General features: G+C 48.2%; 20 protein-coding genes. 8 read left to right on the top strand and 12 right to left on the bottom strand.

Features of this window, described 5'->3' with window-relative positions:
- Positions 1-3 precede the first annotated feature (3 nt).
- On the bottom strand, positions 4-162 hold the full coding sequence (locus AC5JLB_RS16175; RefSeq protein WP_495874860.1) for a hypothetical protein: 159 nt from the start codon (positions 160-162) through the stop codon (positions 4-6).
- A gap of 35 nt (positions 163-197) precedes the next feature.
- On the opposite strand from AC5JLB_RS16175, the gene AC5JLB_RS16170 reads away from it, so the two are divergent.
- Positions 198-557 carry a hypothetical protein gene (locus tag AC5JLB_RS16170; protein WP_495874859.1) on the top strand — a complete coding sequence of 120 codons (360 nt, stop codon included), beginning with the start codon at positions 198-200 and terminating at the stop codon, positions 555-557.
- 51 nt (positions 558-608) lie between these two features.
- Here AC5JLB_RS16170 and AC5JLB_RS16165 read toward each other — a convergent pair whose 3' ends face one another.
- The 3 genes from AC5JLB_RS16165 to phoU form a co-directional block, all read right to left on the bottom strand.
- Entirely contained in the window at positions 609-1,238 is a 630-nt protein-coding gene (locus tag AC5JLB_RS16165) for a flavin prenyltransferase UbiX (protein ID WP_495874858.1), read from the bottom strand.
- Between the two features lie 62 nt (positions 1,239-1,300).
- On the bottom strand, positions 1,301-3,643 hold the full coding sequence (locus tag AC5JLB_RS16160; protein ID WP_495874857.1) for a ribonuclease R family protein: 2,343 nt from the start codon (positions 3,641-3,643) through the stop codon (positions 1,301-1,303).
- A 716-nt stretch (positions 3,644-4,359) separates the two neighbouring features.
- The gene (gene phoU, locus AC5JLB_RS16155; RefSeq protein ID WP_495874856.1) at positions 4,360-5,034 is read right to left on the bottom strand and encodes a phosphate signaling complex protein PhoU; all 675 of its coding nucleotides are present in this window, start codon (positions 5,032-5,034) and stop codon (positions 4,360-4,362) included.
- Positions 5,035-5,318: 284 nt separating this feature from the next.
- Here phoU and AC5JLB_RS16150 point away from each other — a divergent pair, with 284 nt between their 5' ends.
- A complete protein-coding gene (locus AC5JLB_RS16150) occupies positions 5,319-6,212 on the top strand; it encodes a slr1353 family protein (RefSeq protein WP_495874855.1) in 894 nt (297 codons plus the stop codon).
- Between the two features lie 135 nt (positions 6,213-6,347).
- Here AC5JLB_RS16150 and ffh read toward each other — a convergent pair whose 3' ends face one another.
- The gene (ffh, locus tag AC5JLB_RS16145; RefSeq protein ID WP_495874854.1) at positions 6,348-7,826 is read right to left on the bottom strand and encodes a signal recognition particle protein; all 1,479 of its coding nucleotides are present in this window, start codon (positions 7,824-7,826) and stop codon (positions 6,348-6,350) included.
- A gap of 264 nt (positions 7,827-8,090) precedes the next feature.
- Between ffh and nadA the strand changes: the two genes are divergently transcribed.
- Positions 8,091-9,053 (top strand): quinolinate synthase NadA, encoded by a 963-nt coding sequence (nadA, locus tag AC5JLB_RS16140; protein WP_495874853.1) that lies wholly within the window; start codon positions 8,091-8,093, stop codon positions 9,051-9,053.
- 116 nt (positions 9,054-9,169) lie between these two features.
- Positions 9,170-10,432, top strand: coding sequence for a D-alanyl-D-alanine carboxypeptidase/D-alanyl-D-alanine endopeptidase (dacB, locus tag AC5JLB_RS16135; RefSeq protein ID WP_495874852.1), 1,263 nt, complete (start codon positions 9,170-9,172; stop codon positions 10,430-10,432).
- Positions 10,433-10,435: 3 nt separating this feature from the next.
- Here dacB and AC5JLB_RS16130 read toward each other — a convergent pair whose 3' ends face one another.
- The 3 genes from AC5JLB_RS16130 to AC5JLB_RS16120 form a co-directional block, all read right to left on the bottom strand.
- The gene (locus AC5JLB_RS16130) at positions 10,436-11,011 is read right to left on the bottom strand and encodes a Uma2 family endonuclease (RefSeq protein ID WP_495874851.1); all 576 of its coding nucleotides are present in this window, start codon (positions 11,009-11,011) and stop codon (positions 10,436-10,438) included.
- A 168-nt stretch (positions 11,012-11,179) separates the two neighbouring features.
- Complete coding sequence (locus AC5JLB_RS16125; protein WP_495874850.1) at positions 11,180-11,377, bottom strand: heavy-metal-associated domain-containing protein; 198 nt, start codon at positions 11,375-11,377, stop codon at positions 11,180-11,182.
- 176 nt (positions 11,378-11,553) lie between these two features.
- Positions 11,554-11,907 (bottom strand): four-helix bundle copper-binding protein, encoded by a 354-nt coding sequence (locus tag AC5JLB_RS16120; protein WP_495874849.1) that lies wholly within the window; start codon positions 11,905-11,907, stop codon positions 11,554-11,556.
- Positions 11,908-12,214: 307 nt separating this feature from the next.
- Here AC5JLB_RS16120 and AC5JLB_RS16115 point away from each other — a divergent pair, with 307 nt between their 5' ends.
- A complete protein-coding gene (locus AC5JLB_RS16115; RefSeq protein ID WP_495874848.1) occupies positions 12,215-12,922 on the top strand; it encodes a DUF305 domain-containing protein in 708 nt (235 codons plus the stop codon).
- Between the two features lie 318 nt (positions 12,923-13,240).
- On the opposite strand, the gene topA is transcribed toward AC5JLB_RS16115, so the two are convergent.
- A complete protein-coding gene (topA, locus tag AC5JLB_RS16110) occupies positions 13,241-15,403 on the bottom strand; it encodes a type I DNA topoisomerase (RefSeq protein WP_495874847.1) in 2,163 nt (720 codons plus the stop codon).
- A gap of 279 nt (positions 15,404-15,682) precedes the next feature.
- On the opposite strand from topA, the gene AC5JLB_RS16105 reads away from it, so the two are divergent.
- On the top strand, positions 15,683-17,245 hold the full coding sequence (locus AC5JLB_RS16105; RefSeq protein WP_495874846.1) for a tetratricopeptide repeat protein: 1,563 nt from the start codon (positions 15,683-15,685) through the stop codon (positions 17,243-17,245).
- A 287-nt stretch (positions 17,246-17,532) separates the two neighbouring features.
- Here AC5JLB_RS16105 and AC5JLB_RS16100 read toward each other — a convergent pair whose 3' ends face one another.
- The gene (locus AC5JLB_RS16100) at positions 17,533-18,405 is read right to left on the bottom strand and encodes a polysaccharide deacetylase family protein (protein ID WP_495874845.1); all 873 of its coding nucleotides are present in this window, start codon (positions 18,403-18,405) and stop codon (positions 17,533-17,535) included.
- Positions 18,406-18,733: 328 nt separating this feature from the next.
- Here AC5JLB_RS16100 and AC5JLB_RS16095 point away from each other — a divergent pair, with 328 nt between their 5' ends.
- On the top strand, positions 18,734-19,015 hold the full coding sequence (locus AC5JLB_RS16095) for a hypothetical protein (RefSeq protein ID WP_495874844.1): 282 nt from the start codon (positions 18,734-18,736) through the stop codon (positions 19,013-19,015).
- Between the two features lie 313 nt (positions 19,016-19,328).
- Here AC5JLB_RS16095 and AC5JLB_RS16090 read toward each other — a convergent pair whose 3' ends face one another.
- Both AC5JLB_RS16090 and minC read right to left on the bottom strand, forming a co-directional pair.
- Complete coding sequence (locus AC5JLB_RS16090) at positions 19,329-20,153, bottom strand: SDR family NAD(P)-dependent oxidoreductase (RefSeq protein WP_495874843.1); 825 nt, start codon at positions 20,151-20,153, stop codon at positions 19,329-19,331.
- A gap of 895 nt (positions 20,154-21,048) precedes the next feature.
- Positions 21,049-21,975, bottom strand: coding sequence for a septum site-determining protein MinC (minC, locus tag AC5JLB_RS16085; RefSeq protein WP_495874842.1), 927 nt, complete (start codon positions 21,973-21,975; stop codon positions 21,049-21,051).
- A gap of 314 nt (positions 21,976-22,289) precedes the next feature.
- On the opposite strand from minC, the gene AC5JLB_RS16080 reads away from it, so the two are divergent.
- Positions 22,290-24,710 carry a sucrose synthase gene (locus tag AC5JLB_RS16080; RefSeq protein ID WP_495874841.1) on the top strand — a complete coding sequence of 807 codons (2,421 nt, stop codon included), beginning with the start codon at positions 22,290-22,292 and terminating at the stop codon, positions 24,708-24,710.
- The last annotated feature ends 112 nt before the right edge of the window (positions 24,711-24,822 follow it).

Here is a 24,822-nt window from a genome sequence, read left to right as displayed (position 1 = left end):
GGCTCACGATTCTAGTTGCAGCCATGCAATGATCAGGATCAGTTGATGGAATCGTTTAACCGCTAGGTTATTGCCGGGCGGTACATTAGTGACATCTACCAAAATTGAATCAATGGCTAGGGGATTGTTGTTAAAGTTAAAACCTGTTTTGCCAATTTTCATTCACAATTCAGTCTCGAAATGAAGAAGCATTAAAAATGCAAGAAAAACGAATTCAATTTGTTTCTGATCATTTGGTTGATCAAATTGTTCAAGGTCACAAAACAGCAAGCTGTGAGTGGCTAGATCAACTTGGTGATGAAGATGACTATAATCACGCATTGATAGTTGGTGAGTATTACACTGTTTACAAGCTAGATAAAACGCCAGCGTGCAAAATACGAATTCTTTGCTTAGCGCTTTGTATGTGGAACGATATACCGGAGAGGCTCTGGCGAGGTGAAACGAATACGTCGGCAGAAGAATTTCGAGACGACCATCTTGAGTACTTTGATAATCCTACCGATGAGTTTGAGTTTGTAGCTTACTACTTTAAGCTTTTGAACCAAATTAAGTAAGGTGATCAGTGCAAACGCAGTCGAACACTTTATAGAGATGAAATAAAATGGTCAAAGCTCTGACTCAGTTTCCTTCCACCGCTCAACGTTGACACAATCGATCTCGAACTGATCGAGCGCACGAGCCACCACAAAATCGACCAAATCCTCAATGGTTTTGGGATGGTGATACCAAGCTGGAATCGCGGGTACAATTCGAGCGCCTGCTTCGGCTAAAGTCGTTAAATTCTTAAGATGAATCAGACTAAAGGGCGTTTCACGCGGAACGACCACCAGCTTACGCCCTTCTTTAAGCTGCACATCTGCCGCTCGTTCCAGCAAATCGGAACTGAGTCCGGCTGCTAATTTGGCAGCCGTACTCATGCTACACGGAATGACTAACATTCCTAATGTCCGAAACGAGCCACTGGCGATGTTTGCGCCCACGTCTCCCCATGGATGACAGGTCAGCTTTCCGCCCCGTTCCACGCCGCATTGTTCGCGCCAAAACGTTTCTTGCAGCGATGGTTCGGCAGGCATCCGAATCGTGTGTTCGGCTTGCCAAACCATGTAGCTCGCTTTAGAGGCAACGAGTTCGATCGCATAGTCTGCTTCCAGCAGAAACTTCAAAGCGCGAACAGCGTAAATCAGTCCAGACGCGCCGGAGACACCGATGATTAGAGGACGAGTGATAGGCGACACAGAGAATTTATGAGGTAGGGGTTTCGGAGTCAGTCGTGCTGGAATTGTGTCCAGCTACTGACCTATTGTTCCTCATCAAACTCCTCTTCGTCAGAGCCAGCGTCATCGGATTCTGAGTAATCATCCGTCGCTTCGCTGCCGCCACCCACAGCAATGAGATCGATTTGCTGACGATAGTAATCGACGCTTTTCACTTGAACTTCAATGCGATCGCCCAAGCGATATTGCTTGCGGTTCTTTCGCCCAACCAGGGTTTGCTGACGCGATCGGAACTCGTACCAGTCGTCTTTTAATGAACTGACGTGAACTAAGCCTTCGACTAAGAGTTCTTCGATTTCAACAAACAAACCGTAAGACTGAACGCCTGTAATCAATCCGTGAAAAATCTCGCCTGTGCGCTCTTTCATCAATTCGGCTTTCTTCAAGCCCTCTAAATCATTTTCAGCATCCTGAGCGAGTTTCTCCCGCTCGGTAAGATGCACTACGACAGCCGCGAAGTGAGTGTCAAGTTCTTGATGCAGGTCAGTAGGAAGCACATTCCAGTTGATTTGACCGTGACAGGAGCTATGGCGCAAATCGACGCTTTCTTTAACACGGGTAGACCTGCGATCGCGCCCTTCTTCAAACACGGCATGCAGCGCTCGATGCACGAGCAGATCGGGGTAGCGCCGCACCGGAGACGTGAAGTGCGTATAGCCTTGCTCTAGCGCCAATCCGAAGTGCGCTTTGGGCTGAGTGCTGTAGAACGCAGGTTTAAGCGTTGACAGCAACAAGTAGGTCAACACTCGCTCAGAATCAGACTCTGCAAATTTCTTTGTAAAGCGTTGGTAGTCTTGCGCATGAACTTCGTCGTCTTGTTCTAAACTCAGTTCTAATCCCATGCTCACCGCCAGCTTGACAAGTTCCTGCACATCGTCTGGATCGGGTGTTGGATGAACTCGGTACACCCCTGGAACGCCTAATGCCTGGAGATGAGATGCAACGGTTTGATTGGCCAGCAGCATCAGTTCCACAATCATCGAGTGAATTGGCAAGGTTGACGAAACCACAACCGCCCCCAATATGCCCTCATCATCGTAGTGAAACTTGCTAAACGTATACTTGCCTGCTTCTTCAGGCGATTCTGAACCGTCAGGACGAGCAAAGATCTTCTCTGGCAAATTCAGTTCAAACGCACCACGCTGGCGACGTTGGTCTTTAATGGCATGGCTAAGTTTATCGAGTTGTGCCACCATCCCAAAAATGGATTCAAACTCGCTCACATCGTCGGTGTGTTGATCTGCCAAAATTGCCTCTGATTGGGCATAGCTCAGTCTGTAATCTACTTGAATGACAGTGGGCTGAACTTCAAATTCAATCACCTGTCCCTGTTCGTCTAAGGTGATGAGAACTGAAATTGCCAATCGATCTTTTTCAGGCTGGAGCGAGCAAAGCTGATCGGTGATCTGCTCAGGCAGCATGGGTAAAACCAAGTCGCCCATGTAAACTGATACGCCTCGTCTTTGAGCTTCTCGGTCTAAGGGAGAACCCGCCTCAACATAATGAGCAACATCGGCAATATGAATGCCCAATCGCCAGTTGCCATCCTCCAGTTCTTCTAGCGTGATCGCATCATCGGCGCTATCGGCGTCGCTCGCTTTGATGGTGATTGTCGGAACGTCTCTCAGGTCAACGCGCTTTTTGATCTCAGCTTTCGTGATTTTGTTCGGTAGAGCTTTGGCAGATCCTAGGACAGCCTCTGAGAAGTCACGGGGTAGGTCGTGCTTGCAGCAAACGATATCGACATCTGACGCTTCCTCATCGCTGCCTAGCAGCTTGGCAATATTTCCTAAAGGAAGATTTTGTCCGATCGGGTAGCGCTGAACTTCGACATGAACCAGGTTATCGATCGCATCGCTCAGATCGCTGTCCTCGGTCAGGTCTAACTCAAACAACAGCCGATCATCCAGCGGAACGGCATGAAAGTCACCACTCTCTGTTTTCTTAATTCGAGCTAAGACTGAGGGATTTGCCCGTTCGAGAATCAGCCGCACTTCTCCTTCTGGGCTGCGCCGTCGACTGCCTTCTTTGATGACGCGCACCAAAACGCGATCGCCGTTCCAAGCGTGATTTAACTGACTCTCTCGAATGTAGATATCTTCCGATCCTTCCACATCTTGAATGGCAAAGCAAAAGCCTTTACTAGAACACCGAAGCTTTCCTTCTACCACGCCATCTTCGGTCAGTCGGCGATATTTTCCGCGCTCTTTGGTTAAGATGCCGACCTTCTCTAACACATCTAGGGCAATTTGGAGTTTTTGTAAGCTTGTCTCATCTTGGCACTCTAACTTCTTCTCTAGGGCCTTGGGTGCGACCAACTTGTCATCTATGAAATTGGCCAGTAGTTCAGCGATCGAGAATTCCATGAAGCGATCTGTCCTCGTGATGGTCGTTCTTGTTGGGTGGTTCAGACGTTCGCAGACTTCATTGGCATTCCCTTACTCGATGTCCCTAACTTCTCAAACGACCCATGACCCAAAACTCTACCCGATACCCTTCGATCAACGCTTAGAGTTTACAGTCTGAATTTGAGAGGCAGTAACCCTCGTGTAAATCAAGTCTAGTCTGCGAATTCCCGATTTTGGCAGTCCGGGTTCTGCTCAAGATGTGGCTGCAAGGTTTCTTCGTTGCTCAAGATTCAGACCCTCGAAAGAGACCAGCCAACGGGTCTTCACTCGCCAGGCATCTTGCGGAGTTAGCGCTATAGACACTAATCGCGGCGCTAGAAGAACCATCATCCTGTCAAAAGATGATACAGCCATGGAGCAACTCAAACTAAGGTTGCTCAATCGAAAGGGTTGAGTTCCAAAGCTAAAGAATTGCCTCACTCATTCTCGCTCAAGATTGCCAACCTGACACTCCGGCTTCAGAATTTAAGTCGTAAAACCAGCCGCAGCCCGCAACAACCTGGATGAATATCACCACACTCTGAGAAACGGCTGTATCAAACCTCGAAAACTGAGCTTGAAAGATCCAGAGTTCAACTAATTAAAACCTCTGCTCCTTCCCTCTCTATCTTTCCGCATCGATCCCCCAACTGTCAAATTTTGTCAAGGGGTACTTGAGGTTAACATCGCTTATCTCAACGCTGACCCGTGACGATGTAGGCGACGCGCTTACCAATATTGGTGGCGTGGTCTGCCATTCGTTCTAGATGACGGATCACGAGAACTTGCAGAATAATCGGTTCGACAACGCCCGGAACGTCCTGCTGCTGAGCAAGTAAGGCGTAGAGCGTATCGTAATCTAAATCGATCGCATCGTCGCGATCACGCATATCCAACCCAGATTGAGCATCGAGATTTGACAACGACGCTAAGCCGATCGCGAGCATGGCTTGGCTGCGATCGAACATTTGCTTAATCTGCTCCATATAGGGAGAAACGGGGTAAGAAAAGAGCCGCATGGCGATATCGCCCAGATTTTTGGCGTAGTCACCAATTCGTTCGAGATCGCGCACTAGTTGCATCAATGCGCTGAGCAACCGCAAATCTTGAGCCACTGGAGACTGAAGCGCGATAAGGTTGACGCAATCGAGTTCGATCTGTTTGTAGAGGCGATCGATTTGCTTATCCTGTCGAGCAATCTTACCAGCGGCTTCCAGGTCGTGGTCAAACAGGGCCTGACGTGCCAGAAAACAGGAGTTCTCAACTAATGCACCCATCCGCAGCACATCGCGCTGGATACGCTTGATCTGACGCTCGAAACGAATCCGCATGGGTTCTTGACCGTCAGGAAAAACGCTTTTATTAATCATTGACTCAGACTGCATAAACACTTATGAAGACTTACGGCGTTCTATGTTATTGAGGCTTAACTATAACAACTGAGCTAAAGAAAAGCTGGTATCGAGCAAGACTTTTTAAAGATTTTGGATTTAATGCGATCGTAATCTGCGATAATCCGTTTTTTTATCGGTTGTTTCCATCATATCGCCAACTTCTCTGTAAGTAAGTTAGATCGCTCATGCCGTCGAAGGCGCGACAAATCTGCACTACCCCTTCACTCCTGCTTAGAATGAACATGATCGCCGCAAACTCTATGCTGACTTCTTCTGCCATGTATTCTTCTGATCATTCACTGTCGTTTACAGTAGCGGAGCCAAACCTGACCGCAGCGTCCCAGTCAGAGAGCCATAGTCTCTTTGCTCAGTTGAGAAAACACTATCCCGCTGGGGCATTGCTGTCTGAGCTAGTCCAAATTCACGATGGACAATTTGTAGTCCGGGCTTTAGTGCAGGTTGGGACGGCAACCCTAGCGACAGCAATGGCCGCCGCCGACCGAGTTGAAGAGGCGGAAGATCGGGCCAGAATTAGAGCAATGGCAGTTCTGGGCATTGCTCCGGCAGTCGGTAGAACGCCGCTGATGTCGCCTACCTTTGAAGTGCAGGCTCAACCTTTAGTGAAAGAATCGCTCAAAGAGCAGGGCATTCCAGATTCTCTGCCATCCGTTGAATCAATGGTTGACTCAACGCTTCCTGAGTTTGAAGAGACGCCTGAAGTCGTTGAACCTGCCAAGAAGAGTAGCCGGAGAAAGAAAGAAAAAGAAGAGGTTCCTGCTGAAAGCGACTTACTCTCGTTCTCAGGTTTTGACTCGTTTGAGTCACTTCCTGAGCGAGTTGAGGATGACTATTCCAGTGAACCGGAGTACTCTGAGGAGCCACTGCAAGCAGAAACGGATGCAGATGAGCCAATGAAAGAGACGCTTCCCGATCTATCGAGTGAGCCGATCGATTTGTCGGATGCGATCGCCCAAATTGGCACCGAGATCGAGCGCATCGGCTGGACGAAAAAACAGGGCAGCACCTACTTACAGCAAACCTACAGTAAGAAGACTCGGGCTGAACTGACCGAAGATGAGTTGCTAGAGTTCTTGCACTACCTCAAGGCACTGCCGTCGAAGGGGCATCCATCGTTGAATCAGTTGCCGTTCTAAAAGAGGGATGAGGGATGAAGGATGAGGGATGAAAAAGGGAGGATAGTTTAGCAACGCTATGTAAACAGGAATAGCAGAACGGCTGTAATTACTTTCATCCCTCATCCCTCATCCTTCATCCTTCATCCCTAATTCTCACAGCGTGCCAAAGCCTTTTTTCTTCTTGTCTTTGGCTTTCTTCTTTTTATTCATATTGCCTCCAGCGTAGCCTCGTTGTCCGGGCATGGGCTGACGTGCGTAAGGGTTGCCGCCGCCCATTCCTGGCATTCCGCCGCCCATACCAGGGAAACCACCCATGCCGGGAAAGCCCATCTGACCCGATCCCATTTGCTGCATCATCGATCGCATCTTCTGGAAGTTGCTAATTAACTCAGTAACTTCTTTGTCAGAATGTCCAGAACCTCTGGCAATGCGGCGACGACGGGAGGGAGAGTTGGACAGCAAGTCTGGGTCACGACGCTCAGCAACGGTCATTGAGCCGATCATCGCTTCTGCTTTTTTCAGTTGCTCTTCCCCTTTTTGCAACTGTTCTTCATTGACCATCTTGCCCATGCCTGGAATCAGCTTGAGAACGCCGCCGAGCGACCCCATATTTTTGAGCAAGCGGGTTTGTTTAATAAAGTCTGTGAAATCAAATTTTGCCGACAGGATTTTCTCCTGCATCTTCTCAGCATCGGCTAAATCAATTTCTTCACGGGCTTTCTCGACGAGCGTTAGCACATCGCCCATGCCCAAAATGCGGGATGCCATGCGATCGGGGTAAAACGGCTGCAAGGCATCGACCTTCTCACCCACGCCGATGAATTTGATCGGTTGACCTGAGATCCGCCGGACGGAGAGCGCTGCGCCCCCACGAGTATCCCCGTCCATTTTGGTAAGAATTGCACCCGTGACACCAATTTGCTCATGGAAGGTGCGAGTCAAGTTGGCGGCTTCTTGTCCGGTCATCGCGTCTACGACCAGCAGAACTTCGTGCGGTCGGATCGTGTCTTTAATCCGCTTCAGTTCTCCCATCATCGATTCGTCGATTTGCAGGCGACCTGCGGTGTCGATGATGACCGTATCAACGCCTTCTGCTTTGGCGTGTTCTACGCCTTGGCGAGCAATTTCGACCGGATCAGCATCTTTGCCCATCTCAAAGACAGGAATATTGATTTGCTTACCGAGCGTGATGAGCTGATCGATCGCGGCTGGACGATACACATCCGTTGCGACCATCATGACGCTGCGTTCTTCTTTACGAAGATGGAGGGCTAACTTTGCGGTGGCTGTCGTTTTACCTGTTCCCTGCAAGCCTGCCATGAGAACGATCGTCGGGGCAGTTTCAGCATGAGCCAGGGGAACATTGGCATCCCCCATAACGGAAACGAGTTCGTTGTGAATGATTTCGATAAACTGCTGATCGGGGCGAACGCCAGAAATGACTTCTGCTCCCAGTGCCTTTTGTTCGACTTCTGCGACAAATTCTTTGACGACTTGTAGGTTGGCGTCTGCTTCTAACAGCGCTCGTCGGACTTCCCGCAGAGCCTCTTTGACGTTAGATTCAGAGATTTTGTCTTGACCGCGAACTTTTTTCCAGGCGTTTTCTAAGCGATCGGCGAGAGCGTCAAACATAAGTTCTGTGGCAATAGGTTCTGTTGCAGAAGACGAGGAGGGCAAGGTATTGCCCATTAGATCCATTCTACGAGTATGTCAGATCAAGGACTCAAATCCTGAGTCGTAAAAACCGAAAAGCTAGAATCTCTTGGGGGAGAATTAAGAGTCCTCAGCGCGATCGCGCTAATGGATTATTCAAGTTGGTAGATTCAGATAAAATCATCTTTCTAATTTTGGTAATTTGAACTATAATTAGCGGTATTCCAACGCTCAGGTAATCTTGTGTTTACAGCACCTTTTGCTCCGTCCAAACCGCCACTGCCGAAAGATTTGTTTGGCGCGATCGCCGATCTGAAACGCGATCTCAACGCAGTGATCCTGGCGCACTACTATCAAGATCCTGACATTCAGGATGTAGCCGATTTTCTGGGAGATTCGCTAGGGCTCTCGCAACAAGCTGCCCAAACGGATGCAGATGTCATTGTGTTTGCAGGCGTCCACTTCATGGCAGAAACTGCCAAGATTCTCAATCCTAACAAATTAGTGCTGCTGCCCGATCTAGAAGCAGGCTGTTCTCTTGCCGACAGTTGTCCGCCCGCTGAATTTGCTAAATTCAAGGAAAAACACCCTGATCATTTGGTAATTTCTTACATAAATTGCACCGCTGATATCAAAGCGATGAGTGACATCATTTGCACCAGCGCTAACGCCGTGAAGATTGTGAATCAAATTCCTGAAGATCAGCCGATTATTTTTGCGCCCGATCGCAACCTTGGCAGATACGTCATGGAGCAAACGGGGCGAGACATGGTGCTGTGGCAGGGAAGCTGTATGGTGCATGAAACTTTCTCCGAAAAGAAGATGGTGCAGCTTAAAATTCAGTATCCCAACGCTGAGGTGATCGCTCATCCAGAATGTGAAGAGAGTGTCTTGCGGCATGCTGACTATATTGGCTCTACAACTGCACTACTGAAATGTTGCCAGCAAAGCGCGAGTCAGTCATTCATTGTGGTGACGGAACCGGGCATTATTCACCAAATGGAGAAAGCCGCACCTGACAAGCAGTTTATTCCTGCACCGCCGCTCAACAATTGTGCCTGTAATGAATGTCCTCACATGCGGCTCAATACGCTGGAGAAACTGTATCTAGCGATGAAAAACCGAGAGCCGGAAATCACGCTACCCGAATCAACTCGGTTAGCGGCTCTCCGCCCGATGCAACGAATGCTAGAGATGAGTCGCTAAATGCTGAGGATGTTAGGGTTCTAAAATTGCTTTGATCGCGTAATATCAGATTTGCAACAAAATTGGCCTGTCTTCAGTCAAAGGCGTTGTATTTGATAGAGGCGATGTGCGATCGTATGAACCCTACCCGTCTGTTTCGTCCTGCATTCATTTCCACGCTCGCCGCGACGAGTCTAATGGTTCCTAGTCCAGTGCGTGCTCAAGCTGCGGCGGGTACGCTTTGCCCAGCGCAGCTTGGAGGAGCCGTCAATCGTGCCCTTGCCCGCATTCCTAGCGCAAAGTTGAGTATGCTGGTGCAGACTCAAGGCGCAGTTGGCATTCGGCGCAATGTCTATGAGCGAAATGCGGCTACGCAGTTAGTCCCCGCTTCTAATAACAAAATTTTTACGACTGCTGCCGCGCTCAAGAAACTCGGTGCTGGGTATCGCATCACCACGCCTGTCTACGGCAATAGCTCAGGTGCAGAGTTAGCTACCCTAAGAGTGATTGGACAAGGAGATCCGAGCCTTAGCACCACTCAACTAAATTCGCTTGCTCAACAGTTGCGTCAACGTGGCATTCGTCAAACTAATCTCTTAATTGGTGACGACACGGTTTTTCAGGGAGAACCGTTTAATCCATTCTGGAACGAAGGCGATCGCGGGCAGGGTTATGCGGCTCCGATCAACAGTCTGATGTTGAATGAAAATAATATCTACACTGGTGCAGTTCCGAATGCTGGAAACTATTTTGTTGGTGCATTCCGCAACGTGTTGACCAAAACTGGCATTAAAGTAACGGCTTCAACCCTCGTGAAGCGCACGCCTGCCCCAGCAGGTGAAGTAGCGCTCGCGTCTGTCACCTCGCCACCGCTATCGAGCTTGATTTTTGAAACGAATCAAGAGAGCAACAATGTCTACGCTGAAACGCTGCTCAAAACGCTGGGTCGGCTACAAGATCCAACCAGTCTCAATACCAACACGAGCGGTGTTGCTGCTGTGAAATCGATTCTGACTGAGATGGGAGTGAACCCAAATCGCTACAGCATGGTAGACGGGTCAGGATTAGCCAGTCGTAATCGAGCGAGTTCTGAAGCGTTTGTGCAAACTTTGCAAGCGATCGCGCTGTTGCCAGAAGCTCAAATTTATCGGCGATCTCTGCCTGTTGCAGGCGTCAGTGGAACGCTCTCAGATCGGTTTCGCAATACGTCTGCTCGAGGTATTGTTGCTGCTAAAACGGGAACTATTTCTGGTGTTGTTTCGCTTTCAGGTTATGTTACACCGCGCAGCTATTCGCCGTTAGTATTTAGTATTCTTGTTAATTCTGGCTATTCTGCCTCGACAGTTCGTAGTGCTGTTGATGAAGCTGTAGTTGCTTTGACACGATTGCGCAGCTGTTAGCATTCACGCTAGTAGTTCATCGAGTGGAATACTAAATCCTTGAAGCGTTGTTTGAGTTGCGATCGCATCCCCAGGATTGAACAGTTGCCAAGCCGTCTCCGCTGTTTTTGCCAGAACAATTCTTGCCTCTGGAAATACGAGCCATACTTCTTGGCAACCCGATTCTAGATATTCAATCGCTTTCGCAAACAAACCTTCTGCACTGTCATCTGGCGAAGCGATTTCTGCGATGAGTGGGAAGCTACGCGGCAAGCCTGCTGCTTGTCCATACTGAGCTACAAGTTCTGGTGACATATAGGCAACATCAGGACGACGACCTTGATTGAGAGTACGACAGGCTGTTTCAGTAACGACCTCTCCTCCTAATTTCTGAGAATCTACGTGATTGCCCCAAAATCGAGAGAGCCTAGATTGTAAAGTGCCATGTCGAACGGTCATTCCGGTTGTCTCCACTAATTCTCCATCAATCCACTCCATGTGATTTGGAGGATGAAGCATGAAATCTTCTAACGAGAACAAAGACTGTTCTTCTGTAGAAGGTTCTGTAGTCGCTATTTTTGGTGGCTGGGTGGCAACCATTGATCTAGCCTCAATGAATTAATTCTATTATCGCGGTTATTACTGTGAGATTAAGAGTGAGATTAAGGCGGAGTACGATCGAAGGCGATCGCACTCCTCAAGCATCGAATTTAGAGTGACGCGGGCGGCATATCATCACCGCGATCGCGTAATCAAAAACAGATTGAACTAAGCAACAGTATATCCAGCCTCACTTACAGCTTGCTTAACGCTGGTTTCTGAAGCTTGCGTTTCAACATCAACCAGCTTCGTTTTTAGATCAGCATTTACTTTTGCGCTGGGATCAACCGCTTTGATTGCGTGAGTAATCGTGTCACTGCAAGCAGAACAAGCCATGTTCGGAACGGTAAAGTGTAACGTCATCATTCGAGCTTCCTTGAAGCGAGAGCTTTGTTATTGATTATTCTGAACCATCTAGTCGGCTGGAGTGTCAAGCGATCGTACTGAAAACCCTCCTAAACTGAAAACTCTCCTAAACAACGAGAAGAGGATGTCCCTCAAGCACAAGGACATCCTCAACCGTACAGAACCGCGTTGCTCGGTTAAACCATTGCCGCAGCCATTTGGCGGCAGGATTCGGCACAGCGACGACACGCTTCTGCACACCGCTTGCAGTGGTCATGGTCATGTTTTGCACACTCAGCCGCACAGCGATCGCACGCTTCTGCACAAACGCTACATAATTGAGCATGAAGATCAGAGTTCCGAGCCATGAATCGAGCGCAGATATCGCAGGTATCTGCACAGTCACGACAGGTCTTAATGCACTGAGCCATCATCTGCACCATGTCACTATCAAGGCAAGCAGTGGCGCAGTTTTCGCACTCGCGCAGGCAATCGAGACAGGCTTCGATGCAAGATTGAAGCTGAGATTGATGAGATTGGGTCGCTGTCATAACTTAACTCCTAAAGGAAACAACAAGGGAACTGAAGCACAAAGGCTGAAGCGCAGTTCTTGGCTTTTACGATAGGAAGTTGCTAATGCGATCGCATCTAACGATTGAGGTACAAAACTTTTAAAGAAGTTCAGTGCTATCGATAGAGAGCAGTTTCATCCAGCTTTCATCTTTTTGTGCTGCCTTGAATCACTGGACAGTTGACCCTACATTTAAGGAATCGATCCGAAATATACTTTCTGCCCTTGACTCTCCAGCCAACTAGACAGTTCAGAATAAAAGTGTAAACGAAATTGGTAAGTTAAGTATGAACCGCTCACTGTTCAAAACGGGTTTACTTGGACTCTCGCTTGGTGCAGTCGTTGCTGCTGGTGGGCTAACAGCTTGCTCGAATGCTCAAAATTCAACCTCTAATCAAAGCCCTACTGCAACAGGTTCACCAATGGGTTCACCAATGGCAGGAACGCCAGGAATGGATCACGGCAACATGCAGCACGGTAGCATGATGGACATGGATTTAGGTCCAGCAGATCAAAGCTTTGATCTGCGCTTTATGGATGCCATGATTCCGCATCATCAAGGAGCCGTGAAAATGGCGCAAGAGGCGCTACAGAAATCGAAGCGACCTGAAATCAAGAAACTGGCTCAATCTATTATTGCTGATCAAGACAAAGAGATTGCTCAAATGCAGCAATGGCGCAAGGCGTGGTATGCGAATGCAGCTAGCACTCCGATGGCATGGAATAGCGGGACGAAAAGCATGATGCCAATGTCGCAAGACCAAATGAACGACATGATGATGAATATGGATCTGGGAACAGCCGATGGTCAATTCGATCTACGCTTTATCAACGCGATGATTCCGCATCATGAAAGCGCGATCGCAATGGCAAAAGAAGCGCAACAAAAATCAAAGCGTCCTGAAGTTCAGCAACTGGCTAAAGCAATCGTTTCTTCACAACAAACCGAAATCGATCAGATGGAGCAGTGGCGCAAAGCTTGGTATAACCAATAGTCCGTTTCATCCTGATTTCGCATTTGGGTAGCACACTGATAGAGCCTATCCAGCTGGAGTGGCATGCACGATCGAAGGAATACGCTTCTATCTTCGCAGTCAACTTAACGAGATAATTCAAAAACCGGCACGACGATTTTGAGCAATCAGGATTGCTCAGTCTATGCAGTTTCAGCCCAACAACATCTCGCCAATTCTCAACTCGTTGGCGCAGATTTTCTCGGTAGCGTTGTGCAGTCAGTTGATTTTGCTTAGGCTGAAAGTGTCCTCGAATCGGTCCAATTGCAGATAGAAATCGTTGCAGCGCCGACTGTGACCCTAGGAGTTATGCAATGCGGCAACGTCTAGCTCCCCCAGCTTGGGACTCCACCACCCTGTCGTGGTCTGAAAATAGACTACGTCTTTGTGTTTGTTGTCGCGATGTGCATTTGGATTTGAGCAGCGCAACAGCACTTTCGGTTGACCGTCTTTTTGATAGGCATACTGCTCGAGCGGCTGCTGACAGACGGGGCAAGGAGCCTCAGTTCGCTTGGGCTTAGGCTGTTCGCTTGAGGTCGATTTTGCTTGCGGTGCTTCCCACTGTTTCGTGTACTCCGACCAAAACAGCACGACATTATCACACCCCTCGACGCACTTGAGGAAGTATTTCTTTTTGACTTTTGCACTCGGAATTTTGGCAAGCGATTTTTGACACTTCGGACAGCGGGTTTTCGATTTTTGCAGCTGCTTTTCGGGGCGAGGAGCGGGCGTCGTGCTTAGATGTTGGGGAATCACGCGTTGTGCTTTGAGTAAAGCGGGTTCAAAGTAGGTTTCGTTCCAATCGGTAAGATACTGTTGCCAATCTTGTTTGCCTTCAGCGATCGCGTCGAGAGAGCGTTCCATTTGAGCTGTAAATTCGGTTTGCAGCAACTCCGGCAGGGCATGGGCGAGGAAGCGATCCACCTCCCGTCCCAAAGCCGTGGGTTGCAATGCACCTTTGAGCACGTCCACATACTGCCGCTCCTTTAGCGTCTGAATTGTGGGGGCATAGGTACTGGGTCGTCCAATTCCCTGCCGCTCCATACCTTGCACCAATTTTGGTTCGCTATAGCGAGGCGGGGGCTGGGTCTGCTTCTGTTCCTGGTTAGCTTGGGTTAAGGTCAACGGCTGAAGGGGCTGCACGAGGGGCAATTCTACATCGGCACTCAAGTTATTCCAATACTTGCTGTAGCCCGCAAATTCAATCACTTGTCCTTTCGCCTGCCAGAAAATGGTGCCAGATTGCGTGACGATCCGTGTTTGTCGTACTCGTGCAGGTTGACACTGCGATGCGATCGCCCGTTTCCAAATCAGGACATACAGCGCAAAGGCATCACTCGACAATTCGACTTTCAATTGAGCTGAGGCACGATGGATATCGGTGGGGCGAATCGCTTCGTGTGCCTCCTGAGACCCTTTCACCTGACGATGATGCGTCAGTTTCTTCGGCACATTCTCCGCATCGTGATTGATCAACCATTGCCGCGCCGCATCGCGGTACTCTGGGCTGAGGTCGATGCTATCGGTGCGCATATACGTGATATGTCCGGCTTCGTAGAGCGATTGTGCCACCTGCATTGTTTTTTCGGGGCTAAACTTGAGGCGCGAGCCCGCCGCTTGTTGCAGCGTCGAGGTCACAAAGGGCGGTGGTGGGGTGCGATTCACAACTTTGCCGTCGATCGACATCACGTGATGCGGAAAGGCGTGTGCTTGTCTGACTAACCGATCCGCTTCGGCTTGAGACAAAACTCGTTCCGATTCTGGAGGGGTACGATCGTGCACTGTCATTGCATCATCTGGTTGTGGTGCTTCGGGTTCTGCAGTTCCCTCGGTGCCACGGTAAAAGGCACGAAATCCCTCAGCATAATCGACGAACACATTCCAATAATCCTGCGGCACAAAGGCTTCGATTTGGCGTTCCCGCTCACAGAGGAGATGTAACGTTGCGCTTTGCACTCGCCCCATAGACTTTGCCCCGTTCTGTAACTTCCAAAGCAACGGCGAGCCTTTATAGCCGACGAGCTTGTCGAGAACGGTACGGCAGAGACCGGCATCGACTAAGGCTTGATTAATCGGTCTGGGGTTGGCAATGGCTTTTTTGACCGCAGCAGGCGTAATTTCGCTGTAAACGACGCGCTGGGGTTGTTTCAGATTCAAGGCTTGCTGAAGATGCCACGCGATCGTTTCGCCTTCTCGATCATCATCGGTCGCCAGCACGACCGTTTTGACTTGTCGAGCCGCAGTTTTAAGTTGATGAATCGTCTCTTTGCCACGCGTTCCTCTCGGTACAAAGCGACAACGAACGGTCCGATCTCCAAGATCAAATCCCAGCGAATCAATCCCATCCTGAGCCAATTCCCGTACATGCCCCATGCTCGCTCTGACGAGCCAATCAGAGCCCAGAATTTGGCTAAGCTTTTTGACTTTGCCAGGACTTTCGACAATTAGCAGCTTCGTGGGCATAACTCAGGAGAACGGACACCGCTTACATCACAGCAGGACAAATGCACTACTTCACTCTATCGTACTCCCGTCACCTCGACGCATGACCGATGTAGAGCAACAAATTATTGACCAGAAGGGCAAATGATTTGTGATCCATTCATCTCCTGCTCTACACCAGACGATACCAGTTGAAGGCATTGATGAAGCTTAAGTGAAACTGAATAACAACGTCGAACTTATCGTTTGATTTTGCGTTACTAAAACTATAACCACATTTCCAAAATTGAGGACGGAGACATGGCGCTAAGGATCAAACGAGGCACAGTGTTAACAGTTACTGCTCTGCTTACGGTGCTATTGCCGATTCAGCCAGGATTTGGGAAGGAGAGAAGCGAGTCTAAAGCACCTTTAGTGGCTGAGATTGCGTTTCAATATGCAGCGATCGAACAATCTCAAGTGGCTGTGAAAATTTTGGATCAAGCGTTATCCATCACAGAGACAATACTGAGTGATTGTTATAAAGCGACCCCTCTAATGCGAGTTGCAAACGGATACAAGCTAGTGGGGCAAACGAGTAAAGGTCAACAATTGCTCACAAAAGCGTTCCAGATTGCGCACACTCAGACGATCGCGAACTGTACCCTCAGCGCTACCTCACCAGAGGAATCATTACTCAACAGAGCGGGTGAATACGCAAAAGCGGGTTATTACGATTTTGCGCTGTCAATTATTCGAGGAGTTGAGAATGGGTTCCGCCCGATGGCAATGGTAAAAATTGCTGCAGCTTATCAAAAAGATCAAAAGCCCGACCAAGCGAGGCAAATTTTAGACGAAGCGATCGCCATTGCTCAACGCAATCCGGATCTCCGAACTAGGCGGCAAATTCTTCTGGGAATGACCTTTGAACTCCAACGTATCAAGCAATCAAACTTCCTACTACCAACGCTTCAGCAAGCTCTAGAGAGTATTCGCGCTCAACCGCAATCGCAAGAAGATAAGTCTTGGGACATCACTCAAAAACTGCACATTTCCCAGATGCTAATCGCCAATGGACAAAAACCGCAAGCGATCTCACTACTCGATCAAGTCCTACCAGAAATTGAGGCACTGCAATTAACCCAGTTTCCACCCGAGCGAGTCCATCTTCTAACCAAAGTGGCGACTCAGTACGCAGCCATCGGACAATTGAGCCAAGCCAAGACGGTTTTGGTGAGTGCTCAATCCAAAGCACAGGCATTAAAACCATCTCTTCGCAATTCTGCCTTGGCACAAGTGGCCAGCGGATATGCTGAAATCGGACAGCTTCAGACGGCGCGTGAGCTGGCAGGTCGAATTGGAACGCGGATGGACCGGGAGCGAGTATTTCAAGCGATCGCGATGCATTATGCCAAAACTGGAGAGGTTGCTCAGGCGGTGAAGGTGGCGCGATCGCTCTCAACTGCAAAAAATTTGACCCTCTCCGAAATAGTGAGATATTATCTGGCCAATCAGCAGTATGATCAAGCTCTGCAAATCGCTCAACGGGAACGACTTCAAGGCATTCTACCCGAAGTTGCGCTTGCGTATGCTGAGGCAGGGAAACCGGAGCGAGCAAAGCAAATTGCGCAATCGATTCAACCGCCTGCTGGTGATTCTGCTCATTTAGATTGGTTGATGCCTGCTTTAGCTCAATCATTCGCCCAAGTTGGAGAGCTTGAGCAAGCTTTACGAGTTGCCCAAACGACGCAAACGAAAGAGTACAAGAGCCAAGCACTGATCGCGATCGCGACGCAATACAATGCCAAAGACCGAGTTACAAATCGAGCAAAAGCGATAAAAATTTTAGATCAAGCTCTTCAAGTTGCGTTGTCAATCAAGTAGCAAAATTTTGTCTTCGCAGTTTTGAGTGCTCGCAACCATTGTCGTAAGGATGTTAGAGAAGGCTCAGCTTTCTCTAACATCAATCGGGATCGTCAACTTAACGGTTCAAGAGCTTCTTGGTTGAGACAAGAGTGAATTGACAGAGACCAGAATGCTGATGCTTCGGGGTTCCAAACGTACTCATTCTCAATCAGTAGAGCTAGATTGCGTTAAGTTGACGATACCGGACAGAATTAGTCATGACATGATCGCTTGATCCGAGTGAAATCGCACCAGCCGTTTGCAGTTCATTGGCACTGCTTTGGAGAACCACCCCAAGCTCGAGGAATTACTTTTTCAAGCTGAGATTTTTCAAATCGAGCCAGACTCAACAAATCTGGTGACTGATTCGCAAAGCGCTCCGTTGGCATAGCAAACGCGATCGCGGCAAGATAGTGAGCATTCGCAACAACTCGCTTGACTCTGGCATCGTAATTGCCATATGGATAAGTAAAGTACCGCACCGGACGAGCGAGCTTTGATTCAAGAATTTTCTTCGAGTTCACAACTTCTTGGGTCAGCTTTTGATCCGAAAGTCTGGTTAGTGCAGGATGAGTTTTGCTATGAGAGGCAATGGTTACGAGCGGATCTTTTGCCATCGTTTTCAGGTCTTGCCAGCTCACATGCGTTCGGCCAACATTCACACCAACCGAACTGGTATGAATCGAGAACACAGCCGGATACCCATATTCTTTCAAGAGTGGATAGGCGTATTGATAGTGCCCTCCGTAGCCATCATCGAAGGTCAGTAAGATTGGTTTTTCAGGTAACTGACTGCCTGTGCGCAGATGAGCAATCAAGCGATCGATGCTTATTGGCGTGAGCTGGCTCGACTTTATTCGCTCAAAGTGCTGTCTTAATTCTTGAGGCGTTAAGTCATAAGCGACTTTCTTGGCAGGCAGAATGTCGTGATACATCAGGACTGGCACTCTCGCGTTCAAAGCATCGGGGTGCAATGTTGGGAAGGGTGCAGCAGACGGTACTGGAGCATTTGAACGACAAGCTTGCAAAGGGTGTGGCAGTTGTGCCATCACACCAAATCGAGAAGCAGGGTATACAACACCTGAGCAGGCTGCAATCCAAAGAATCGTAGTCAAAAACAGGGTGAAAAAACGGTTCATCGGCTAGATATCTTATGCTCGTTCAATAGAGATACAAGACAACAGCAAGGTTTACCGCCAAGACTCGAGTCCGAAAAATCAGATAAATTTGATGATCGCCTTACATCACCTTCTAATGCATGATTTGGCGCATCACATCGGAGAAGTAATGCTCGTGGAGACTGATGAGCCGCAAACGAAGATGAGCGGTTGCTTCGCAGTTCCCCAAAGGGGTAATCGCTAGATGGAACTCAGCTCACAAAGTACCCAAAAGGGTAATTCAAGTTTTCCGTAGCGGTGGTTCTCGTCACTGATGCAATTACTGTCCCCCTTCTCAAGAGCCATTACCATGCAGACTAGCCATTCCGCTGCCGTTGTCCCTACAAAAAGCATTTTTCACAGTAAGACGTTTTGGGGAGCCGTCCTCACCGCGATCGCGTCCCTCGCTCCCGTCGTTGCCAAGAACATCGAAAATTATCAAAATACAGGCAGAATTGACCCGAATAGCGTGTCGCAAATCGTTGTCGTTCTAGCCACAACTGGGTTGACCATTCTGGGACGAATCGAGGTCAAAGAGGCTGTCTACACTCCGGATGGATTACCAGGTGCAGATAAGCCTAAAGCAGAATGATTTTAGAGATGTTTGCTCGTTTCCATCACTATTACAAATTTCGGCGTTGCTGAAAAGTAATGATTTTTCCACGAAGAAATCCGCCTTTGGGATAGCGATACCATTACAAAATCAGCAAGGCCGAAATTTTACCCTTGTCGATCGATACGATTGAAGGACTTGTTCTAGGAGCAGGGGGAGAGTGAGCATAAGAATACCTCCCATAGTTTGGGAGGCTTTCGTGAATGAGATTCGACTTGTTAACAGTGGTTACTTGTTAACAGATTTAACAGTATTTCAAGTGCGGAACCTTGAAACTGTTGATTAGGATGCTTCAACGAGAATCTGCTCTAGCTTCTCTCAGTCTTGCATCAAGTGCCTGACGGTTCTCGGAAAGGGGAGCCGCTAATCGTGAAACATTCTCGACCAGCCAAGGCATCAGGCGATTGCCCCACACTGCAAGATGACTTTGCCATCCCACCAAGATTTCGGGCGATTTGTTGTTGAGTCCCACAACCAGGGTTTGAGCTACTTTTTGAGGAGTGGTCGGCATGACCCATCGAAACCACTGAAAGTTCTGAACCATATCTGTATCAGTCAGAGAGGGTAGTAGGGCAACGACTCGGATATTATGTGCTGCAAGTTCGCCCCGCAACGCTTGAGTGAATCCCAAAATCGCAAACTTGGTCGCGGAATACGTTGCCATTGTCGGGGCAGCAATTTTTCCCATGAGACTCGACACATTCACGATCGTTCCTTGTCGTTGCACTGCCATCCGTCGCGCAATCAGCCGAGTAATGGTGTACATCCCCATAAGATTAAGGGCAATCTCTTCTTGCACCTTCGGCAGTTGGGATTGCAAAAAGGGCGCTTGGTGGGCAACGCCCGCACAGTTAACGAGAAGATGAATGGGTCCGTAATCGCGCCAAGCTTGAGCGACAGCAATATTGACTTCTACAGAGTGAGCTAGATTTAAAGCCAGAGGAACAGCTTCAACTCCTAGGGCTTCGATTTCAGTTGCCACCTCGATTAATCGTTCATGCGTTCGTGCAACTAAAATCAGTCGTTGCGCTCCTTGTCGAGCAAATTCCAGCGCGATCGCTCGTCCAATGCCACGAGAAGCGCCCGTGATCAGAACGGTCTTTCCTTGAATATTCATGTTAAAGCCTCCAAGTATTGAGGTTTTAGGTGTTCTCAGCCTTTGTTGAACTGATAGAGGATGCAAAGAACTGAGGGAAATTTTTGAGTGGGGCTTTATTTTTGAGTGGGGCTTTAAGTGAGCACCTGCTGCTAGAGCGATCTACATTTCGTTACGCTCCACTCCCACAGACAATTCTGGACTTTAGAGGATGGGGTTAGAGCCGAGAGTGAGGTAAAGCATGAGATGCAACTCCTAAATACAAGAATCAATCTGTAATCGTTTGACCTGCATACCTTAACAAAGGAATCAAGTAGTCGCAACACTTATTAATGAAAAGTGGGAATTGTGACATTCCGATACAAAACACTCAGAAATTGACCGATCGCAGAAACCTAGGTTAGGCTTACTTTCGCTGCACGATCGCTAGATTCCCATACAGTTCTATGGATATTACTTCAACTTGCTGAAAGATAAGGAAGCTTCAAATCTGAGAAGCGATCTGAGTCAAGTGATAAGAGATGGAACATTTCAAAGCTATCCTCCTGCCGTAGCAAAATTTCAAACAGCACGGCGCAAATAGCTTGCTCTAGGAGTGAGCAAGGTTCATGTGTTGGCGCTTTACCCGCGTCAGTTTAGTGAGATGAGTTTGATTAGATAAAAAACGGTGCCAAAGCTAGAGTCGAATCGGTAGAAGGTAATGTTCTAGATATGAGGATCAACATCAAATCGCTTGTCCAAATCCATGACGATTCTCACTAGCCAATGACAACGTCATGCAGCCATTCCGATTTGGAAGAATAGATTTTACAAGCTAAGCGCTCTGTACTCGGACTGAGCGTGAGATGCTTACGCTCAATCGTCTGAGTATGCTCATGGTCATGCCAGAAAAACAGCTTCTTCTCTTAACCCGCTTTCATCTCTCATCCTTGCTGTTGCCACTCTGACGCTGAAAATCAGCAGCTCTAGCAATCCGAATTGTCCCTTTTGGAGAGACATAGGCAATTTCTGGATGGTATTGTGCGGGCGGATTTTCGGGAGCGCGAGCAACAAAATCAGCGATCCGAATTTGAGTTGGTTCGAGTTGCAGTGCCATGATCAGGCAACGACTATTGCCTTTACACCCTGCGTGCGCCACGCCGCGCAATCGTCCCCAAACTAAAATGTCTCCTCCCGCAATCACAGAACTGCCAGGATTGAGATCACCCAACACGACCACAGTTCCGTTATGACGAATTTCGGTGCCCGATCGCAGGGTCATCTGCACGTAAAGCGGCTCTTCCAGCCCAGAGGAGGTGCCCACCGGTTTTGCTCCTGGAGCGACAGCGGTTTGCTGCTCGACAGAATACCCAGCCGTGGCAGCAACCACGGCAGTTTGGCGACGGCTCGTGTAAACCCACCGCAGTTGGAGTTGCAGTTCGGCGAGTTCGTCTGCGATCGCTTGAAGTTGGCGAGTGTCGAGCAAGCGATCGCCCACTACTAAATGCACTGCCGTGTTGGGTTGCCAAAATCGCTCACGGCCAAGCAACTGTTGCTTAAACTGTTGCCAAATCTCGTTCCAAGAGAAGCCAACAGGCGATTTGGTCTGTTCTGCATCGGGGGGCAAAATCAGCAATAGCTTTCCGTCCTCATTTTTCAGACGGACTTGCATACTCTGAGGAATATCGAGGAGCTTCGGCAATTCCTCCATTACAGGTTCTACTGGACTAGACGACGTTAAAGAAGTCTCAGATGGAGAAGCCTCAGATGGAGAAACCTCAACAGGGGGCTTTGAAGGGCTAGAAGATGTCTCAGTCGGAGGTGGGGGATCAGACGGAGTAGAAACAGATGTGTCAGAAGTCATGCCGGAACTCAGGGCTTTAACGGACTAAATCATATTGATTCGCGGAGCTTATTGCAAGGGTAGAGATCAGGAGGATAGGTGGCTGTTGAGATATTTGAAAATCACAAGGAATCTAGCTAAAACGGTAAATGTTCTCTTTCAACCCTAAAGATATTTGAAATGTCTACATTAGGAGACAGAGTCGCAAGCTCAAAGCAGATAAAGGCTTGAGTCTAATTGAACCATTTTAGCCTTTGGACTTTAAAGGCAATACTGGCATCTTTAGTTACATATGTCCTTTACACTCTAGTTGGATCACTGAAAAAGGAGTCACAATGTCGGAGCTAATTCAAGCCGTTCTGAGCAGCAACGAAAGAATAGATTATCGGGAGTTTGCGAGTCTTTTACGAGCATCAGACAAGCGCTATTTCTTAAGAAACGAAATTCTGCAAGCCTTTGGAGACTATTGCCAACGTAACGAAAAGTCTCAGCAATTTTATACATCTTCGCAATTAGGAAAATTAATTTATTTTACTCAAGAAATCATTCTGGATGATGAGAGTTTGTATCTGATTATCCGTCCGCGAATTGCTCAACAAGAGGCGTATCGGCTGCTTGACGATCTCTCGGTTGAGCCGATCACTATCCAAGAATTGCTAGATTTGCGCGATCGCTTTGTCAATCACTACAATCCGCAAGATGGTGACACCTTTGAAATCGATTTTCAGCCGTTCTACGACTATTCGCCCTCACTTCGCGATCCAAAAAATATTGGTAAGGGCGTAGACTATCTGAATCGATTTTTGTCGAGCAAACTATTTAATGACCCGCGTCAGGGGCAAGACTTACTGTTTAATTTTTTGCGGCTGCATTGCTATGACGGCTCTCAACTGCTGATTAACGAGCGGATTCAGACCCAGCAGCAGCTATCGGAGCGAGTGAAACAGGCACTAGAGATGGTCAGCCGTTTTAGCCCCGATCAGGCATATGAAACCTTTCGCTTTGATTTACAGAACCTCGGATTTGAGCCGGGATGGGGCAACACAGCGCAGCGAGTGCAGCAGACGCTAGAGATTTTAGATGGCTTAATCGATTCGCCCGATCACCAAGCGTTGGAAGCGTTCATTTCGCGCATTCCGATGATCTTTCGAGTGGTGTTAGTTTCAGTTCACGGCTGGTTTGGGCAAGAAGGCGTGTTAGGTAGACCGGACACGGGCGGTCAAGTTGTCTATGTGTTGGATCAAGTTAAAAGTCTAGAGAAGCAGCTTCAGGAAGATTTGCACTTGGCTGGGCTGGGAGTTTTGAACGTTTCTCCCAAAGTGATGGTGCTGACGCGATTAATTCCTAACAGTGATGGAACTACGTGTAATCAGCGTTTAGAAAAAATTCATGGCACTCATGATGCTTGGATTTTGCGAGTTCCGTTCCGCGAGTTTAACCCGAAACTGACGCAAGAATGGATTTCTCGCTTTGAAATTTGGCCCTATCTCGAAACCTTTGCCGTGGATGCAGAACGAGAACTCAGAGCAGAGTTTCGAGGAGCGCCAGATTTGATTGTGGGCAACTATTCTGACGGCAACTTAGTCGCATTCTTATTAGCTCGCCGTTTGAAAGTGACGCATTGCATTGTTGCCCATGCGTTAGAGAAATCGAAATATTTGTTTAGTAATCTCTATTGGCAAGATTTAGAAGAACAGTATCATTTCTCGCTGCAATTTACCGTTGATCTCATTGCCATGAATGCAGCTAATTTTGTGATTGGCAGCACCTATCAGGAAATTGTCGGGACCTCTGAAAGTGTGGGACAGTATGAGTCCTACAAGTCGTTTACGATGCCAGAGCTGTATCACGTTGTGAGCGGCGTTGATTTGTTTAGTCCTAAATTTAACGTTGTGCCGCCGGGAGTCAACGAAGTCGTATTTTTCCCCTTCACGCGAGACGAAGAGCGGTTGAACACTGAGCGCGATCGCTTAGAAAATCTTCTGTTTAACGATGATGATCCAGGGCAAATTTTTGGCAAGTTAGACGATCCGAACAAGCGCCCGTTGTTTTCAATGGCGCGGCTGGATCGAATTAAAAATTTGACTGGACTGGTCGAAGCGTATGGCAAGAGCAGCGAACTGCAAGAGCGCTGCAATTTGATCCTCATCGCAGGTAAACTCCGCACAGAGGATTCAACCGATCACGAAGAAATTAGCGAAATCGAGAAGTTATACCATTTGATTGATCAATACAATCTGCATGGAAAGATTCGCTGGCTTGGAGTGCGGCTAACGAAGAGCGATACGGGAGAGGTTTATCGAGTCATTGCCGATCGCAAGGGCATTTTTGTGCAGCCAGCATTGTTTGAAGCGTTCGGATTAACGATTCTCGAATCGATGATTACCGGATTGCCAACCTTTGCTACACGCTTTGGCGGCCCGTTAGAAATTATTCAGAACAAAGTCAATGGGTTTTACATTAACCCAACCGATCACGAAGAGGTTGCATCGGTTGTTGTAGAATTTCTTGAGCAGTGCGATCGCACTCCGAATTATTGGGATCAAATTTCTCAGAAGAGTATCGATCGCGTCTACAGCACATACACCTGGAAGATTCATACAAGTCGCTTGCTGTCGCTGGCTAAGATCTACGGCTTCTGGAATTATTCCTCGCAAGAGAATCGAGAGGACATGCTGCGCTATATCGAATCGTTGTTTTATCTGTTGTACAAGCCTAGGGCACAGCGGTTGTTGCAGGAACACATGAATCGATAATTTGAATCGATGATTATTGGTCGGTGATGGTGTTGTGCCAATTTGTCCTGGAATTTCAGGTTGTTGGCATACCGTCGGGTAAAGGCGCGACAATTCGCGCCTCTACAATGGA

This window comes from Myxacorys chilensis (assembly GCF_059505265.1).
This window is presented reverse-complemented; position numbering and strand designations above follow the sequence as displayed.

Excerpts from the sequence above, each read along its gene's own strand:
- AC5JLB_RS16175 (WP_495874860.1), bottom strand. The coding sequence starts at position 162 with ATGAAAATTGGCAAAACAGGTTTTAACTTTAACAACAATCCCCTAGCC.
- AC5JLB_RS16170 (WP_495874859.1), top strand. The coding sequence starts at position 198 with ATGCAAGAAAAACGAATTCAATTTGTTTCTGATCATTTGGTTGATCAA.
- AC5JLB_RS16160 (WP_495874857.1), bottom strand. The coding sequence starts at position 3,643 with ATGGAATTCTCGATCGCTGAACTACTGGCCAATTTCATAGATGACAAG.
- phoU (WP_495874856.1), bottom strand. The coding sequence starts at position 5,034 with ATGATTAATAAAAGCGTTTTTCCTGACGGTCAAGAACCCATGCGGATT.
- AC5JLB_RS16150 (WP_495874855.1), top strand. The coding sequence starts at position 5,319 with ATGCTGACTTCTTCTGCCATGTATTCTTCTGATCATTCACTGTCGTTT.
- ffh (WP_495874854.1), bottom strand. The coding sequence starts at position 7,826 with ATGTTTGACGCTCTCGCCGATCGCTTAGAAAACGCCTGGAAAAAAGTT.
- dacB (WP_495874852.1), top strand. The coding sequence starts at position 9,170 with ATGAACCCTACCCGTCTGTTTCGTCCTGCATTCATTTCCACGCTCGCC.
- AC5JLB_RS16130 (WP_495874851.1), bottom strand. The coding sequence starts at position 11,011 with ATGGTTGCCACCCAGCCACCAAAAATAGCGACTACAGAACCTTCTACA.
- AC5JLB_RS16125 (WP_495874850.1), bottom strand. The coding sequence starts at position 11,377 with ATGATGACGTTACACTTTACCGTTCCGAACATGGCTTGTTCTGCTTGC.
- AC5JLB_RS16120 (WP_495874849.1), bottom strand. The coding sequence starts at position 11,907 with ATGACAGCGACCCAATCTCATCAATCTCAGCTTCAATCTTGCATCGAA.
- AC5JLB_RS16115 (WP_495874848.1), top strand. The coding sequence starts at position 12,215 with ATGAACCGCTCACTGTTCAAAACGGGTTTACTTGGACTCTCGCTTGGT.
- topA (WP_495874847.1), bottom strand. The coding sequence starts at position 15,403 with ATGCCCACGAAGCTGCTAATTGTCGAAAGTCCTGGCAAAGTCAAAAAG.
- AC5JLB_RS16105 (WP_495874846.1), top strand. The coding sequence starts at position 15,683 with ATGGCGCTAAGGATCAAACGAGGCACAGTGTTAACAGTTACTGCTCTG.
- AC5JLB_RS16100 (WP_495874845.1), bottom strand. The coding sequence starts at position 18,405 with ATGAACCGTTTTTTCACCCTGTTTTTGACTACGATTCTTTGGATTGCA.
- AC5JLB_RS16095 (WP_495874844.1), top strand. The coding sequence starts at position 18,734 with ATGCAGACTAGCCATTCCGCTGCCGTTGTCCCTACAAAAAGCATTTTT.
- AC5JLB_RS16090 (WP_495874843.1), bottom strand. The coding sequence starts at position 20,153 with ATGAATATTCAAGGAAAGACCGTTCTGATCACGGGCGCTTCTCGTGGC.
- minC (WP_495874842.1), bottom strand. The coding sequence starts at position 21,975 with ATGACTTCTGACACATCTGTTTCTACTCCGTCTGATCCCCCACCTCCG.
- AC5JLB_RS16080 (WP_495874841.1), top strand. The coding sequence starts at position 22,290 with ATGTCGGAGCTAATTCAAGCCGTTCTGAGCAGCAACGAAAGAATAGAT.